At 36.7% G+C, this 19170-nt stretch carries 10 protein-coding genes; all 10 read right to left on the bottom strand.

Features of this window, described 5'->3' with window-relative positions; genetic code table 11:
- Positions 1 to 41 precede the first annotated feature (41 nt).
- Entirely contained in the window at positions 42 to 518 is a 477-nt protein-coding gene (locus NOVO_09045; GenBank protein AIL66123.1) for an SMI1-KNR4 cell wall assembly regulator protein, read from the bottom strand.
- A 10-nt stretch (positions 519 to 528) separates the two neighbouring features.
- Complete coding sequence (locus NOVO_09050) at positions 529 to 7260, bottom strand: hypothetical protein (GenBank protein ID AIL66124.1); 6732 nt, start codon at positions 7258 to 7260, stop codon at positions 529 to 531.
- A 335-nt stretch (positions 7261 to 7595) separates the two neighbouring features.
- Positions 7596 to 7883, bottom strand: a complete 288-nt coding sequence (locus NOVO_09055) for a helix-turn-helix protein (protein ID AIL66125.1) — start codon at positions 7881 to 7883, stop codon at positions 7596 to 7598.
- Positions 7880 to 8215 carry a Phage-related protein gene (locus NOVO_09060; GenBank protein ID AIL66126.1) on the bottom strand — a complete coding sequence of 112 codons (336 nt, stop codon included), beginning with the start codon at positions 8213 to 8215 and terminating at the stop codon, positions 7880 to 7882. Before NOVO_09060 ends, NOVO_09055 begins: the two co-directional genes overlap by 4 nt.
- Before the next feature lie 189 nt (positions 8216 to 8404).
- Positions 8405 to 8710, bottom strand: a complete 306-nt coding sequence (locus tag NOVO_09065) for a hypothetical protein (GenBank protein AIL66127.1) — start codon at positions 8708 to 8710, stop codon at positions 8405 to 8407.
- Positions 8691 to 10082, bottom strand: coding sequence for a hypothetical protein (locus tag NOVO_09070; protein AIL66128.2), 1392 nt, complete (start codon positions 10080 to 10082; stop codon positions 8691 to 8693). The genes NOVO_09065 and NOVO_09070 overlap by 20 nt, the downstream gene beginning before the upstream one ends.
- 51 nt (positions 10083 to 10133) lie before the next feature.
- Positions 10134 to 10484, bottom strand: a complete 351-nt coding sequence (locus NOVO_09075; GenBank protein AIL66129.1) for a hypothetical protein — start codon at positions 10482 to 10484, stop codon at positions 10134 to 10136.
- 8 nt (positions 10485 to 10492) lie between these two features.
- Positions 10493 to 11956, bottom strand: coding sequence for a Cytotoxic domain protein (locus NOVO_09080; GenBank protein ID AIL66130.1), 1464 nt, complete (start codon positions 11954 to 11956; stop codon positions 10493 to 10495).
- 47 nt (positions 11957 to 12003) lie between these two features.
- Positions 12004 to 12294: a hypothetical protein gene (locus tag NOVO_09085; GenBank protein ID AIL66131.1), complete on the bottom strand. Its 291-nt coding sequence runs from the start codon at positions 12292 to 12294 to the stop codon at positions 12004 to 12006.
- Positions 12287 to 19003, bottom strand: a complete 6717-nt coding sequence (locus NOVO_09090; protein ID AIL66132.1) for a hypothetical protein — start codon at positions 19001 to 19003, stop codon at positions 12287 to 12289. The genes NOVO_09085 and NOVO_09090 overlap by 8 nt, the downstream gene beginning before the upstream one ends.
- Positions 19004 to 19170 lie beyond the last annotated feature (167 nt).

Below are 19170 nucleotides of genomic sequence, written 5' to 3' on the forward strand. Positions count from 1 at the left end.
TATAGTTGTGTATGATTGCCGTATATACAATCTATATAATTTTATTCCTCTTCTTCTAATGACTCTATAGCTGATTTTACTTTATCTAATAAAAAAGCTCCAAAATCTTCTGCTAATATTTCACATTTACCATTCGGTAAAGTTGGACCAAAATACCATGCCACTACTGGACATTCTCCTTCTTCATTCATTTGCGAGGTATCAAGACATGATTTTTCACCATTACCTAATTCATGAATAGGTACAAAACCTAAAGGAAATTTATAATCATGATTTACGTTACGTTGATCTATAGTAAAATCAATTAAAGTATTATTGTAAAGTCCATAAATTTCTTTACTATCACAAGACCAATATCCATACTTACTCAAAAATTCCTTATAAGATTTTGGTAATTCAATTACTAATTTTTTTTCTGCTTTATTTATTTCATCAATAGTATTACCTTTTCTGATAAAACATTTCTCTTCATTATTCTTTATCCAATTTATAGCTTCTTTGTAATCTGCATAGCTCATTTTTTATCTCCTATTCAAAACCTTTTGCTCTTTCTTTCCAATATTGACTTCTCCATTTATCAAATTCTTTTCTATCAATACCAGAACCAAAAGATGAAGGGTTAATATGTAATATTTTTGTAAAATCCTGATGCATTTTTTCAGTTACTTCTGCTACTCCTCCCGCTTCAGTTTGGATTAAATGATGTAAGTTTACTGGCCTATTATCAGGACCAGTAGGCGCTTGGCCATTCTTCATATTCTCTAAACTAGTTTTTTTATTCTTAGGATTTATCCTTGACGGATCAATTAAATCATCACGCTGATAAACTTTATTCCCTTTATGTTCCACGTATTTAGGCCAGTATTCATATATCGTATCACCAGAATCATCATAGTAAAGTATACTCATATCATCACCGGTATGAATATCAAAGCCAGGAGTATCTGAGTTCAGGTTAGCAGGGGTAAAACCTTGATCTTTGAAGCCTGCTCCGTCCCATGGAGTATAGCCTTTATCCTGCGATTCCTCTTTATGAGCTGGTGTATCTAGCACACTTCCCTTATTTTCGTGGATTGGGGTGCTTAGGATGATACCTTTATTTAATGCATCAACTATCTTTGCATATACTGCTGTTGCTGCGCCAACGAGTAAGGCACTACAGGCTGGATTCACTAAGCAAGTTTCAACTGCAGCTATAGCTATAGCAGTATGGGCCTCCAACTCTTTGCTGCCAAAAGTTTCACTCCAAAGGGTGGATAACCAGCCCTTTCCTTCAGATTTTAGTTGCACAGTCTCCTTAGCAGTATATTTACCAGCTGATAAATCTGCTATAATCCTCTCTCTTTCTGCCGGAGATGACTTATAAAGCTCATCTACAACACCATGGATTGCCTGTTTCAGCTCCTTTTTGTGTTTATCAGAGATATCTAATTTATCTACTTCATTATTTATTTTTTCATAATCTGAGATAGCATTTTCTGGAGCAGTTTTTCTTGCTACTTGCTCTTCTTTCTTTACAACCTTAGGTTGTGGCTTTGGAGCAGTTTTTCTTGCTACTTGCTCTTCTTTCTTTACAACCTTAGGTTGTGGCTTTTTGGTTTCTTTATTGTTTTTAGATATATTATCTTCATCAGCATTTTCCTGATCTTCACTATTACCATTTATTTCATCAGGATTAATCCATTCAGGAGCAACTTTAGGTTTATGATCATTTGCAGGTTTAGGAGATGTAAACCAATCTTTAATTTTAGTTGCAGCCTCAGAGAGCACTGTGTTCCACTGGAAGCTTGCGGTGAAGCCGCCTTTATCCGTGCCTTCATGTTTTGCTGCTTCACCTAAACCCGAATGAACCACGCCGTTATCATGATGGTTATTTACACCAAAGTTTACTGAAGTGAGCGCACTTCCACCCGTTGCTTTAGTTGGATCAAACGAGAACCCAAAATGATAGCTCGAAGATTCACGTGTTTCAGCAATATCTTCACTAGATACATCCCCTACTACTTTAAGCTTTTCTGTGCCATAGATTTCAGCCCCTACCAGGTGGATTTTATTTGCTGTGACAGATACATCCTCACCACTAATCCCGGAGATAAAGTTCACTAGCTCACTGTTAGAATGAGATTCTCCTGCTCCAAAAGAGACTGCTGGTGCAACGCCAGCTGGAGTAAATGAGACACCAAGGGATATACTCGAACTATCTGCTTCCATAGAGTTTATGTCATGCACCGACTCAATCAGTAACTTTTTAGCAACAGCTACTTCAACTTTCTGGCCTTTAATATAAGCACCTTTGATAGTTAAATCTCCGCCCACTTCAACCATCACTTGAGGTGCTTTGATAAAGGAGGGCACATGATGGCTTCCAAATGCAGTATAATCACTCTCTGAATGGCTAAATGCAACTGTTAGGCCATTAAAGTTCGCACTTGCAACTGGCCCCTGGCTTGTCGTCTCTCCTTCTTGAGTTCTGCTCTCTACCGCAGCTTCCATTTTCGCATTTCCTTTGACATGAACATTTGCTTCTTTTTCTGCTGTTATTTGCGTGCCACTAAAGCTACTATCTCCGCCTGATTCAACCTCCACCTTCTCAGCATATAGCTCCGTCAGCACTGCCTTTCTTTCTTCTAATGTAACAGAAGTTTTGATTGTTCCAAAGTTAAAATTTACACTCGGTAACATCGCTAGCATAGTTTGGGCTAATGAGGCACTTGGCGATACATTATCTGCCCGAAGTTTATTATAGATTTGACCTGCTCTAAGCACATCCGTCGCTAGCCCAAGCGGACCCTCTAAATCTGTTATAGTTTCAGCTTTCGCTCCTTTCACCGAATCTATAAACCAGCTGCTAAGACTAATTCGGGCTGGAGCAGAGATCGGTATATAAGATTTACCCATTTTACTTGCAAATAGTGCTTTATCTATCTTGGGCGCCCCAATACCCCTGCTTTTCGTTTTGATTTCCATTTTCTCTTGATAGATAAATTCTGATAAATCCAGCTTTTTGCTACCTTTGACATTCATTTCTTTAGCAGCAATTTTTAATCCTTTTCCTTCCACTTCTTCACCATTGATCGTTACCTTACCATGACTTGAATGAATAGAGGTTGGCACCACACTTGAATCCTCCCACCAAGCTGTTGCTATACTCTTGCTCCCTAAAAACCCCCGCTTCTTCTTGATCTCGATCATGTTCTCTACTTTTGTGTGCGCTACCTCCGCTACCACTTTTTCACCACTAATCGATATATCATCTTGCGCGTAAAGCTTAGCTCCCTTAAGATGACAAATCTTCCCGCAGCTAATCTCTATGCCGCCACCCGCAACTAACTGAACCTCTGATACCACTATGTTATATATTACCTCTTTATACTTCTTCGTCCATATATAGTTTTGTAAATATACATGCTGCAAGCTTTCTATATGTGCTTCACTGCCTACTTTTAAATACATATTGCCTTGTGTCATCACCGCGCCAGATAAAATCAGATCATTTTTTGCATCATAACTCACCGTTTGACCGACTGTTATTCCTCCAATATAATGATTCCCTACCAAAGCTGGCTTTTGAATAATATCCTTACCTGCTAACACTACTTCACCATGCGAGAGTATTTGCGCTCCTATCGCTGAGACTGCACCTTCCTCCGAATAAGCATGAAATCCTCCTGACGCATACACATTCGCAGCACGCGAAAAGTGATAAGGGTGCATCGTTAGGTAATAATAAAGCCCATTCGTTTCTGCATAACAATGTTTACTTAACCCATCTGAACCATGCGGATCTCTACAACCAGGCAAACTAATACCTCTTAGCATGTATACTCCTGTTTCTGCTGCATGACCTATATTTAATCTCGCATGCTCTTTTAACTTATAGCCATTTTTCACTATTATATCAGAAGCTCCACTATATATTCTATCATTACTATAGATTTCTATATCACCATTATCTGCTATTATATAAGATGGCATTATATCATAACCATCTCCATAGATACTTTTCCCATTCTTTTGCTTATGATAATAATTGATTACTTCTCCACCCGCCTGTAACTTCATTCCTTCATACGAATGTAAAAGCGCTCCTTCAACATTATGTATGACATAGCTCGTGATAATTGTGATTCCTCTACCATGCATCTGACCTTTATTGGTATCTATATCTATATCAATACTAAACTCATTAGCATCATGCGCTTGCCAGTAGTCCAGGATGTTTTCTAACGTAGCTCCTCTATGCTTTGCCATCTCTCCTCTAATCTCAGAAAAACTTGCTATCGAATCAAATTCATACGTCTTATATGAGGGTACGCTATCCCATATCTTTTTGTTACCAAACCTAATTGCTTCTACTACTATACTTCCATCAGTATGGATATAACCTTCATTCAGAACCAAATCATTAGCTTTTATCTCCAATTTACCATGAATAATCAGCTTCTGATAATTAATAAAATTACCACTTAACTCCAAAATTAAGTCAGAACCTAGTTCAAAATCACTGTGTTGTACCCAGTCTTTCCCTACAAAATGAAGACCTCTGCCTACACTCCACTCATTATTCAATTGATGGAAGCTTAGCTGCTTAGCTCCCATATCTCGCACACCTATCGGATCCTCATCAATTAAATGCCACATCCCTCCTACCTCTATTTTGCCTCCGCAAGGATTAAAATAATAAGGTGCTCGTAACTCAAAATCTTCCTCAGTTTGAAGTAACACAGCATGCGTATATTCTATTTTGCTACTTAGATAAATATTCTTTGCCTTCATTATATAAATATGAACCCGACCATCTGCAGCTATACTAATCCGACCTTTTGGCGCTAAAATTTCACTATATGGGTTCACAACTCCATCAAAGCTATAAACATTACCACCAGACTTTAAATATAGATTACCTTCCTTCGATTCTATATGCTTATAACTCGTAAGATCACTTCCCGCACCAATCTCTAAATCATTCGTTGCTACTATTTTTCCATAATTAGCAAATCTTTCCTCTATTTTTATAACACCATTACCCATCGTTAACTGGTAATTATTATCCATGATTTGCTGATAATTACCTGAGAGCTTTTCTCCCATATCAAAATCTTTTGCTTTTATAGAGGCAATATTCTTAACTTCTACTATACCATAATTCGAAAACGAGCCTGTGTTACTCTCCATATCGAGGCTATCTCCTATTTTAAGATAACCATGATTAAAGATATGACCTCCTTTCTGCACCCATACTCCTACATAGTTACTTGGGTTTTTACTGTTATTTTCTAACAGGCCAGTTAAAGTTAAAATTATATTCCCTATTGCTATACTACTTTCTTCACTAAAACTTAGCTCATTTGCTGTTACAAATAACTTTTCTACCTCTGTCTTACCACTAAATAACACCTTCTCATCTTGGTTTTCATTGGTAAAGTTAATTACCTTACTCTTAACATCCTTTGCCTGCCAATCCTTGCTCTTTACCTCTACACCTGCTGCTACTAATTCACCACTTACAACTTTCTTCCCAAATAGATAAATATTACCATGCTCTACCACTATATTATCTACTACCATCTCTCCTTTTTCACTTATAAACTTTACATAATAGTTACTCTTGATTCTACCTCTACTTACTAAACTTCCTTCTTCTGACCAAAATTCCAGCGATGCCTCAGAATCTTCACTTACATTACTAATCTCTCCTTCATTTTCAAATCTACCTACAAACTTAAATACCCCATAATCCGATTTTATTATTCCTCGATTAATCAACTCTTCTGCGGTAATGCTACCTACCTTAAATTCTATCCTTACACCTATATCATTTTCTAACTTACCCCCTAAGGTAAGACATAATTCATCAGCCTTTACACTCTTACCATTCTTCAAATTCATTGCTAATATATTTAAATTTGAGGCTTTGATTTCACCTAAAAACTCTACATTATCTGCATTTATATTTACATAATCACCTGTTACTTCTCCTCCAAACTTACTATCAGACCCTATCAACTTTATCGCACCTTGCTTACTGCTAACTCTTGCACCTTCTTCCAACTTTAATAATAGCTGACCTACAATACCTACACCGCTCTCTCCTTCAACCCTTCCACCAAGCTCTAAGCTATTCTTAAACAGTAACTTGATTAACGGCAAACTGCTTATGCCATCTACTATTACCCTATCTTTATTCTCTAAATTACCTTCTCTCGCATTACCCAAGCTTGCTGCACGTTCATCACCAAATAACCAGCTAATCTCATTATTTAAACATACTTGCTCTATACAGCTATAGTTCTTAAGATCTATATTATTTTTTTGCTTAACATCGCTCCCCTTACACTCTCCTATATATTCTATAATCTCATAAAGCGCATAATATATCCTCGAATTTGGCGCAAATACTCCATGATCTCCATAAATATTTAAGCTGCCAGGCGCTCCTACCATCCCATCTTGATTCCTATAGCTTGCTAATTTGATACTACCAAACCCTACAAGACTCACAGAACTTCCTACAACTTCTACTTCACTTGCAGTAATAGACCCTTCTAACCAAAATGCTTCCTTACTTTTAACCTTGATCAAAGGAGCAGCAATATTTCCCTCAAGCTTTACTCCTAAACTATTACCATCATCTTCCACCACTACTGCGCTACTACTTAGCACGCTACCTTGTAAACTCTTAAACGAGTAATCATCAATTGGTTTACTACAATATAAAGCTGCCCTAAAATCACTGATCCTATTATTTCCACCAACTACCGCCGCACACGCCTCTATCCATAAACCATGACCCTTAACCTCTGCAATCTCCACTTTACTAACAGACTTAGCTCTCAGCTCATCTTTATTATTTAATATTTGTTCCAGTTCCTCTAAATCATGCGTGCTAACTATTACCTCTAAACCATTAAAATCTACCCCAGAAAGAGAGATACCTTGTGGCGCTACTAACCTAATCCTGGCTGCATGATCTAAATGTAAAGAACCTCTAACTTTGGTATACTGAGGTAAATAAATAATTAGCTCTTCAGCAAGTACCTTATTATACAAATAAAAATCATCTAAATCATTACCATCATATTCTACCACAGCTATTTTATGGCTACTACCATTTACTAAATGATCATCTCCAAAAATTATTCCATGATACCCAAAGGGATTATAGAGTCCTAAATAATTTAACCATCCTTCTAGATGATCATTGACAAACCAATCACCACCGCTCCCGGATAACAACACTTCCCCTGACATTACTGACATAATTCATTACTTCTTTTTAGTTTTATAACGTTGATATTAATTTATTAGAATTTATAGATCTTTTTGTAGTATTCGTTAAGTTTATTAACACATTTCCTTCTCTTACTCAACTACTTTATCATTAACTTCTATTAACTATTCTTACTATTACTATCTGTAATAATTATGCTAAAGCTTCGTTTAAAGTAAGATAATTGAGGAAATTTTTAAATTATTTATAGATTGTATAACTATAATAATACACCACTAAAGCCACTTATAATCAAAGCTATAAGAAACTTAAGAGCTATAAAGCATAACCCTTCAGTCAGTTGCTGTACCAAAAAATTTGAATATTAATGCTTAGGATGCACAAAATTTATCACTGGAATTGTACCAGTAGCTTCTGCATACTTAAATAAAGTAGCAAGACTAGGTAATTGCTTACCACTCTCAAGACGTGCTATTGCTGATTGTGAAGTTTTCATACGCTCAGCAATCTCTTCTTGCGATAGGCCAGACTCAATTCTAGCTTTTATAAGATTGCGGACAATTGCGTATTTAGGAGCTAACTCATCATAATACTGTTTTACTTCTTTATTTTTTTCCAATTTTTTTATTGCTTTGTCAAAATCGAGATTCATTCTTCCACCTCTTTTAATCTTTTTAATGCTATTCTAATCTCTGCATCCGGAGTTTTTTGCGTTTTTTTAATAAATACTCGCAAAATAACCAATTTCCTATTCACTATAGTTGTATATAATACTCGTGCTATACCATCTTTCCCTCTAACTCGTATTTCCCATATTTTCTTTACTATTAGCTTAATATGCGGCATACCTACATTATGTGGACCAAATTCTTTTATCAAAGATACGATATGCCAATAATGGGCCTTCATCTCACTGGGAAGCTGATGAAACTCATCTTCTGCTTTACGATTTAAAAAAACTATTTTCCATTCTTTACTATCCATATAAAAATCTTATATCATTTTTGATATATAATCAATTATTATCTTAAAAATAATCTAGAATGATTCATTAAAGCTTGCTTGCTACAGCGCTATAATGGGTTGCGCGCTGCGCAAGCTTTAATTTATCTATACATCGTGTTCGACAACACGCAACTAAAAGTTGTATATCTTTCTTTTATACACAACCGCCTACAAACCTCTCTTCTTCCACCATTCATCTGTATGGAACTCCGGAGGGACTTTATCTGCATCATCAAAGATGGGATCTTTTATTCCATATTCTTCTCGAAGTACTTGCATCCATTTTATATCAAGAGATTTTGGAAGTTTTGTTCCACACCAGGGACAATAGTATAATTCTTTATTAGCTCCTATTAACAAATCTATTGCATAACATCTTCCAGCATCAGAATAGGATAATACCTTATATTTATCTAATACACCCTCCATATGTTCACAACAATATTTTATACTATTATTTTTTTGATTTGACATGTATACCTCTTAATTGATCCCATGGAATAAAGAAACCTGTATCACTTTTATGTTTACCTTCAATATAATTTCCATATTTATCTGCATCCTTATACCACTTTAAACCACCTCTACCACTTTCAAATACTTTCCACTCTGATCCACCATGTTTGGCCGTATCTTTACTCCACCAAATTCTATTACCATTCTCACTTACAGCTTTAGGATCTTGGTAGAATTTTCCGAATGTGCCATGAAGCATAGCTTTGTCGTAATTATCAACTGCCCAGTCATCCCAGCCTTCATTCATCAGGATGCTCATATCCACATCAGAATCAGGGATTTCAAAGCCTTGGTCAGCGTAGTTTTTTCCTCCAGGAATTGGCGTATGTAGTATCTTTGCACCTTCTGCTTCGGGTAGTGGCGTGTATAAGATTTTTTCTTCTTCTTTATGAGCAGGAGTATCTAGCACACTGCCCTTATTTTCGTGGATTGGGGTGCTTAGGATGATACCTTTATTTAATGCATCAACTATTTTTGCATATACTGCTGTTGCTGCGCCAACGAGTAAGGCACTACAGGCTGGATTCACTAAACAAGTTTCAACTGCTGCTATAGCTATAGCAGGATGGGCCTCCAACTCTTTGCTGCCAAAAGTTTCACTCCAAAGGGTGGATAACCAGCCCTTTCCTTCAGATTTTAGTTGCACAGTCTCCTTAGCAGTATATTTACCAGCTGATAAATCTGCTATAATCCTCTCTCTTTCTGCCGGAGATGCCTTATAAAGCTCATCCACAACACTATGGATTGCCTGTTTCAGCTCCTTTTTGGGTTTATCAGAGATATCTAATTTATCTACTTCATTATTTATTTTTTCATAATCTGAGATAGCATTTTCTGGAGCAGTTTTCGTTGCAACTTGCTCTTCTTTCTTTGCAACCTTAGGTTGTGGCTTTTTGGTTTCTTTATTGTTTTTAGATATATTATCTTCATCAGCATTTTCCTGATCTTCGCTATTACCCGCTATCTCATCAGGATTAATCCAGTCATTGGCTGGATTTGGAGGAGGAGCTTTTGGTTCTTCACCCTTAAACCAATCTTTAATTTTAGTTGCAGCCTCAGAGAGCACTGTGTTCCACTGGCCACTAACGGTAAAGCCTCCTTTATCCGTGCCTTCGTGTTTTGCTTCTTCACCTAAACCAGAGTGGACGACACCATTATCGTGTTTATCACTCACTCCAAAGTTTACTGAAGTGAGCGCACTTCCACCCGTTGCTTTAGTTGGATCAAACGAGAACCCAAAATGATAGCTCGAAGATTCACGTGTTTCAGCAATATCTTCACTAGATACCTCACCTATTACTTTAAGTTTTTTACTGCAAAATACTTTCACATCTTGACTCAACTATTAGTTGTATTTATTATCTTATACACAATCTCTATTTTATAAACCCCTCTTCTTCCACCACTCATCTGACTTAAATTCTTCTGGTAAATTAGGATCAAATTCATCATCCATACCTAATTCATCGTAAATAATATCAAAATATTCATCTCGTAAACTTTTAGGTAATTTTGCCCCGCACCATGGACAAAAGTTAACTATCTGAACACTATTTTCGCCAAATATATCCATATAATGAATTACATACTCTCTAGTACGGTCTAAATAAGAAAAATGTATTTCTTTATGAGCAATATGAAAAACCATGTCTTTACAACATTTGATTGGCAAATTACCTGAATTTTTATCAAAAAAATTTAACAATTTTCCTTCAATCTTACCTTTAAACATATTCTCTCCTAATTTTTAATAGAGGGCTTATGGCCTTTAGGTTGCTTATACATCACTCCTGTTTTAGGATTCATAGATCCTAAATGTTTTCCTTTATGATCAAAAACCTCTATATCATTATGTAAATTATCCCATTCATAATATCTTCTTTCTTTCCCACTCAAGCCATTTGTACGAGTTTTACCTTTATAAGGTTCAAGTTCCTGCCAAATTTTACTTTCAGCTTTGGTTGGATTAGTTTTTCGTTCATTATCATCTTCTGGGTCAAAGTCAGGATCGGGAGCTCCCATATCTACACCGCCTGTTTTTAGCTTTATGCTAGACGAATCTTTATGCTTACTTTTTTCAAGTACATCTCCATCATACTGTGCCGCTCCACTAAATCCTTTCCAGGTAATTGGATGATCTTCTAGATATTTACTAAGCATCGTTACAACAACACTTGCACCCAGCAATTCTGCTAAATAAGGTATACCTAAAATAGCTGGGACTGCTGCATTTGCATCAGAAATTCCAAAGGAACCTTTAGATTTTCCATTTGCTGCATTTGATAGAGATTGCATTATTTCAAATCTATCTTCAGTGCTACTATTTTCCATATTTACAAGCAATTTATAAGCTGCTTTTTGGTATTTTAATTTTTCAGCATCACTTAAATTCAACTCATCAATTTTACTTGCAATCTCATTATAAGCCTTTTGGCCTTGCGGCGTCAAATCACCTATTGGCGTGTGCTTGGTTAAATAATTCTCCCAAGTTTTTGCTTCCTGAGAATTTGGATTTGGCAACATTCCGCCGTTTTCTATCTTATGATGTTCAAGGGTTTTATCTTTATTTATAAAAGTTTTAACTTTTGCATTTTCAGGTAGTTTCACCTTTTGACCAATCTTAATCTTATTTGGATCAGTGATTTCCGGATTTAAATCCATTAATTCTTTAACTGTTACCCCATATTTTTCAGCAATTTTAGATAAGTTATCTCCTTGCTGCACTATATATTTCATACCTGCTGTTTGTTTAGGATTAGGCTCTCCGCTACCCTCATCGCCAGAAACAACTTCATCAGGATTAATCCATTCAGGAGCAACTTTAGGTTTATGATCATTTGCAGGTTTAGGAGATGTAAACCAATCTTTAATTTTAGTTGCAGCCTCAGAGAGCACTGTGTTCCACTGGAAGCTTGCGGTGAAGCCGCCTTTATCCGTGCCTTCATGTTTTGCTGCTTCACCTAAACCCGAATGAACCACGCCGTTATCATGATGGTTATTTACACCAAAGTTTACTGAAGTGAGCGCACTTCCACCCGTTGCTTTAGTTGGATCAAACGAGAACCCAAAATGATAGCTCGAAGATTCACGTGTTTCAGCAATATCTTCACTAGATACATCCCCTACTACTTTAAGCTTTTCTGTGCCATAGATTTCAGCCCCTACCAGGTGGATTTTATTTGCTGTGACAGAAATTTCTCTCATATTTTACTCAACTTTTAGCTGTATTTAATCGCTGTATACACAACCATCTACAAGCCCCTCTTCTTCCACCACTCATCTGACTTAAATTCTTCTGGTACATTAGTAAAATTTGTTAAATCTGGCTCTTCAATTTTGTATTCTGTCTTAAGACACTTAAATAATTCTTTTACTAATCTATGTTTTAATTTCACTCCACACCATGGACAAAATTGTAAAAACATATTATAGCCATCACCAAATAATATACCATATGTCCTATCAATTTGTTCATAATCAACAATTTTATACTTTTCTATAGAATTATGCATATCTTCACAGCAAAAATCTTTTTCATTCATATTGAGCTCTGTATTTAGGGTTAACTTTGCCTTTTAAATCAGTCATTTCTGCTTCAAATAAAGCATTTTTTTGAGATTGCTCTAGTCCACTCCATGACCTCACATGTCCATGATATACAGAATCACCATCAGGTAAATTCCTTGTTTTATCAAATATTACAAATTCTTTATGTTCTACGTCTACCCCTACTCTTCTATCACTATTATCAGATATTTTTACTGAATTCTTTAAAGTTGGTAATGGATTAGTTGGCGCAGGATTCTTGATCCCTTGAGAGTTTTGATGATGATATGGCGCATCTTCATACTGGACCTTTTCTGGATCAAAAGTATTTTTAAATAAAATAGTCATATCCACATCAGAATCAGGGATTTCAAAGCCTTGATCTGCTGACTGTTTGCTGGTTGGTAGTGGTGTATGTAGAATATCAGCGCCTTCCTGACTTGGGAATGGCGTGTGCAGGATTTTACCTTCTTCTTTATGAGCTGGTGTATCTAGCACACTTCCCTTATTTTCGTGGATTGGGGTGCTTAGGATGATACCTTTATTTAATGCATCAACTATCTTTGCATATACTGCTGTTGCTGCGCCAACGAGTAAGGCACTACAGGCTGGATTCACTAAGCAAGTTTCAACTGCAGCTATAGCTATAGCAGTATGGGCCTCCAACTCTTTGCTGCCAAAAGTTTCACTCCAAAGGGTGGATAACCAGCCCTTTCCTTCAGATTTTAGTTGCACAGTCTCCTTAGCAGTATATTTACCAGCTGATAAATCTGCTATAATCCTCTCTCTTTCTGCCGGAGATGACTTATAAAGCTCATCTACAACACCATGGATTGCCTGTTTCAGCTCCTTTTTGTGTTTATCAGAGATATCTAATTTATCTACTTCATTATTTATTTTTTCATAATCTGAGATAGCATTTTCTGGAGCAGTTTTTCTTGCTACTTGCTCTTCTTTCTTTACAACCTTAGGTTGTGGCTTTGGAGCAGTTTTTCTTGCTACTTGCTCTTCTTTCTTTACAACCTTAGGTTGTGGCTTTTTGGTTTCTTTATTGTTTTTAGATATATTATCTTCATCAGCATTTTCCTGATCTTCACTATTACCATTTATTTCATCAGGATTAATCCATTCAGGAGCAACTTTAGGTTTATGATCATTTGCAGGTTTAGGAGATGTAAACCAATCTTTAATTTTAGTTGCAGCCTCAGAGAGCACTGTGTTCCACTGGAAGCTTGCGGTGAAGCCGCCTTTATCCGTGCCTTCATGTTTTGCTGCTTCACCTAAACCCGAATGAACCACGCCGTTATCATGATGGTTATTTACACCAAAGTTTACTGAAGTGAGCGCACTTCCACCCGTTGCTTTAGTTGGATCAAACGAGAACCCAAAATGATAGCTCGAAGATTCACGTGTTTCAGCAATATCTTCACTAGATACATCCCCTACTACTTTAAGCTTTTCTGTGCCATAGATTTCAGCCCCTACCAGGTGGATTTTATTTGCTGTGACAGATACATCCTCACCACTAATCCCGGAGATAAAGTTCACTAGCTCACTGTTAGAATGAGATTCTCCTGCTCCAAAAGAGACTGCTGGTGCAACGCCAGCTGGAGTAAATGAGACACCAAGGGATATACTCGAACTATCTGCTTCCATAGAGTTTATGTCATGCACCGACTCAATCAGTAACTTTTTAGCAACAGCTACTTCAACTTTCTGGCCTTTAATATAAGCACCTTTGATAGTTAAATCTCCGCCCACTTCAACCATCACTTGAGGTGCTTTGATAAAGGAGGGCACATGATGGCTTCCAAATGCAGTATAATCACTCTCTGAATGGCTAAATGCAACTGTTAGGCCATTAAAGTTCGCACTTGCAACTGGCCCCTGGCTTGTCGTCTCTCCTTCTTGAGTTCTGCTCTCTACCGCAGCTTCCATTTTCGCATTTCCTTTGACATGAACATTTGCTTCTTTTTCTGCTGTTATTTGCGTGCCACTAAAGCTACTATCTCCGCCTGATTCAACCTCCACCTTCTCAGCATATAGCTCCGTCAGCACTGCCTTTCTTTCTTCTAATGTAACAGAAGTTTTGATTGTTCCAAAGTTAAAATTTACACTCGGTAACATCGCTAGCATAGTTTGGGCTAATGAGGCACTTGGCGATACATTATCTGCCCGAAGTTTATTATAGATTTGACCTGCTCTAAGCACATCCGTCGCTAGCCCAAGCGGACCCTCTAAATCTGTTATAGTTTCAGCTTTCGCTCCTTTCACCGAATCTATAAACCAGCTGCTAAGACTAATTCGGGCTGGAGCAGAGATCGGTATATAAGATTTACCCATTTTACTTGCAAATAGTGCTTTATCTATCTTGGGCGCCCCAATACCCCTGCTTTTCGTTTTGATTTCCATTTTCTCTTGATAGATAAATTCTGATAAATCCAGCTTTTTGCTACCTTTGACATTCATTTCTTTAGCAGCAATTTTTAATCCTTTTCCTTCCACTTCTTCACCATTGATCGTTACCTTACCATGACTTGAATGAATAGAGGTTGGCACCACACTTGAATCCTCCCACCAAGCTGTTGCTATACTCTTGCTCCCTAAAAACCCCCGCTTCTTCTTGATCTCGATCATGTTCTCTACTTTTGTGTGCGCTACCTCCGCTACCACTTTTTCACCACTAATCGATATATCATCTTGCGCGTAAAGCTTAGCTCCCTTAAGATGACAAATCTTCCCGCAGCTAATCTCTATGCCGCCACCCGCAACTAACTGAACCTCTGATACCACTATGTTATATATTACCTCTTTATACTTCTTCGTCCATATATAGTTTTGTAAATATACATGCTGCAAGCTTTCTATATGTGCTTCACTGCCTACTTTTAAATACATATTGCCTTGTGTCATCACCGCGCCAGATAAAATCAGATCATTTTTTGCATCATAACTCACCGTTTGACCGACTGTTATTCCTCCAATATAATGATTCCCTACCAAAGCTGGCTTTTGAATAATATCCTTACCTGCTAACACTACTTCACCATGCGAGAGTATTTGCGCTCCTATCGCTGAGACTGCACCTTCCTCCGAATAAGCATGAAATCCTCCTGACGCATACACATTCGCAGCACGCGAAAAGTGATAAGGGTGCATCGTTAGGTAATAATAAAGCCCATTCGTTTCTGCATAACAATGTTTACTTAACCCATCTGAACCATGCGGATCTCTACAACCAGGCAAACTAATACCTCTTAGCATGTATACTCCTGTTTCTGCTGCATGACCTATATTTAATCTCGCATGCTCTTTTAACTTATAGCCATTTTTCACTATTATATCAGAAGCTCCACTATATATTCTATCATTACTATAGATTTCTATATCACCATTATCTGCTATTATATAAGATGGCATTATATCATAACCATCTCCATAGATACTTTTCCCATTCTTTTGCTTATGATAATAATTGATTACTTCTCCACCCGCCTGTAACTTCATTCCTTCATACGAATGTAAAAGCGCTCCTTCAACATTATGTATGACATAGCTCGTGATAATTGTGATTCCTCTACCATGCATCTGACCTTTATTGGTATCTATATCTATATCAATACTAAACTCATTAGCATCATGCGCTTGCCAGTAGTCCAGGATGTTTTCTAACGTAGCTCCTCTATGCTTTGCCATCTCTCCTCTAATCTCAGAAAAACTTGCTATCGAATCAAATTCATACGTCTTATATGAGGGTACGCTATCCCATATCTTTTTGTTACCAAACCTAATTGCTTCTACTACTATACTTCCATCAGTATGGATATAACCTTCATTCAGAACCAAATCATTAGCTTTTATCTCCAATTTACCATGAATAATCAGCTTCTGATAATTAATAAAATTACCACTTAACTCCAAAATTAAGTCAGAACCTAGTTCAAAATCACTGTGTTGTACCCAGTCTTTCCCTACAAAATGAAGACCTCTGCCTACACTCCACTCATTATTCAATTGATGGAAGCTTAGCTGCTTAGCTCCCATATCTCGCACACCTATCGGATCCTCATCAATTAAATGCCACATCCCTCCTACCTCTATTTTGCCTCCGCAAGGATTAAAATAATAAGGTGCTCGTAACTCAAAATCTTCCTCAGTTTGAAGTAACACAGCATGCGTATATTCTATTTTGCTACTTAGATAAATATTCTTTGCCTTCATTATATAAATATGAACCCGACCATCTGCAGCTATACTAATCCGACCTTTTGGCGCTAAAATTTCACTATATGGGTTCACAACTCCATCAAAGCTATAAACATTACCACCAGACTTTAAATATAGATTACCTTCCTTCGATTCTATATGCTTATAACTCGTAAGATCACTTCCCGCACCAATCTCTAAATCATTCGTTGCTACTATTTTTCCATAATTAGCAAATCTTTCCTCTATTTTTATAACACCATTACCCATCGTTAACTGGTAATTATTATCCATGATTTGCTGATAATTACCTGAGAGCTTTTCTCCCATATCAAAATCTTTTGCTTTTATAGAGGCAATATTCTTAACTTCTACTATACCATAATTCGAAAACGAGCCTGTGTTACTCTCCATATCGAGGCTATCTCCTATTTTAAGATAACCATGATTAAAGATATGACCTCCTTTCTGCACCCATACTCCTACATAGTTACTTGGGTTTTTACTGTTATTTTCTAACAGGCCAGTTAAAGTTAAAATTATATTCCCTATTGCTATACTACTTTCTTCACTAAAACTTAGCTCATTTGCTGTTACAAATAACTTTTCTACCTCTGTCTTACCACTAAATAACACCTTCTCATCTTGGTTTTCATTGGTAAAGTTAATTACCTTACTCTTAACATCCTTTGCCTGCCAATCCTTGCTCTTTACCTCTACACCTGCTGCTACTAATTCACCACTTACAACTTTCTTCCCAAATAGATAAATATTACCATGCTCTACCACTATATTATCTACTACCATCTCTCCTTTTTCACTTATAAACTTTACATAATAGTTACTCTTGATTCTACCTCTACTTACTAAACTTCCTTCTTCTGACCAAAATTCCAGCGATGCCTCAGAATCTTCACTTACATTACTAATCTCTCCTTCATTTTCAAATCTACCTACAAACTTAAATACCCCATAATCCGATTTTATTATTCCTCGATTAATCAACTCTTCTGCGGTAATGCTACCTACCTTAAATTCTATCCTTACACCTATATCATTTTCTAACTTACCCCCTAAGGTAAGACATAATTCATCAGCCTTTACACTCTTACCATTCTTCAAATTCATTGCTAATATATTTAAATTTGAGGCTTTGATTTCACCTAAAAACTCTACATTATCTGCATTTATATTTACATAATCACCTGTTACTTCTCCTCCAAACTTACTATCAGACCCTATCAACTTTATCGCACCTTGCTTACTGCTAACTCTTGCACCTTCTTCCAACTTTAATAATAGCTGACCTACAATACCTACACCGCTCTCTCCTTCAACCCTTCCACCAAGCTCTAAGCTATTCTTAAACAGTAACTTGATTAACGGCAAACTGCTTATGCCATCTACTATTACCCTATCTTTATTCTCTAAATTACCTTCTCTCGCATTACCCAAGCTTGCTGCACGTTCATCACCAAATAACCAGCTAATCTCATTATTTAAACATACTTGCTCTATACAGCTATAGTTCTTAAGATCTATATTATTTTTTTGCTTAACATCGCTCCCCTTACACTCTCCTATATATTCTATAATCTCATAAAGCGCATAATATATCCTCGAATTTGGCGCAAATACTCCATGATCTCCATAAATATTTAAGCTGCCAGGCGCTCCTACCATCCCATCTTGATTCCTATAGCTTGCTAATTTGATACTACCAAACCCTACAAGACTCACAGAACTTCCTACAACTTCTACTTCACTTGCAGTAATAGACCCTTCTAACCAAAATGCTTCCTTACTTTTAACCTTGATCAAAGGAGCAGCAATATTTCCCTCAAGCTTTACTCCTAAACTATTACCATCATCTTCCACCACTACTGCGCTACTACTTAGCACGCTACCTTGTAAACTCTTAAACGAGTAATCATCAATTGGTTTACTACAATATAAAGCTGCCCTAAAATCACTGATCCTATTATTTCCACCAACTACCGCCGCACACGCCTCTATCCATAAACCATGACCCTTAACCTCTGCAATCTCCACTTTACTAACAGACTTAGCTCTCAGCTCATCTTTATTATTTAATATTTGTTCCAGTTCCTCTAAATCATGCGTGCTAACTATTACCTCTAAACCATTAAAATCTACCCCAGAAAGAGAGATACCTTGTGGCGCTACTAACCTAATCCTGGCTGCATGATCTAAATGTAAAGAACCTCTAACTTTGGTATACTGAGGTAAATAAATAATTAGCTCTTCAGCAAGTACCTTATTATACAAATAAAAATCATCTAAATCATTACCATCATATTCTACCACAGCTATTTTATGGCTACTACCATTTACTAAATGATCATCTCCAAAAATTATTCCATGATACCCAAAGGGATTATAGAGTCCTAAATAATTTAACCATCCTTCTAGATGATCATTGACAAACCAATCACCACCGCTCCCGGATAACAACACTTCCCCTGACATTACTGACATAATTCATTACTTCTTTTTAGTTTTATAACGTTGATATTAATTTATTAGAATTTATAGATCTTTTTGTAGTATTCGTTAAGTTTATTAACACATTTCCTTCTCTTACTCAACTACTTTATCATTAACTTCTATTAACTATTCTTACTATTACTATCTGTAATAATTAT

The organism is Rickettsiales bacterium Ac37b, assembly GCA_000746585.2.
Lineage (GTDB): Bacteria > Pseudomonadota > Alphaproteobacteria > Rickettsiales > Arcanibacteraceae > Ac37b.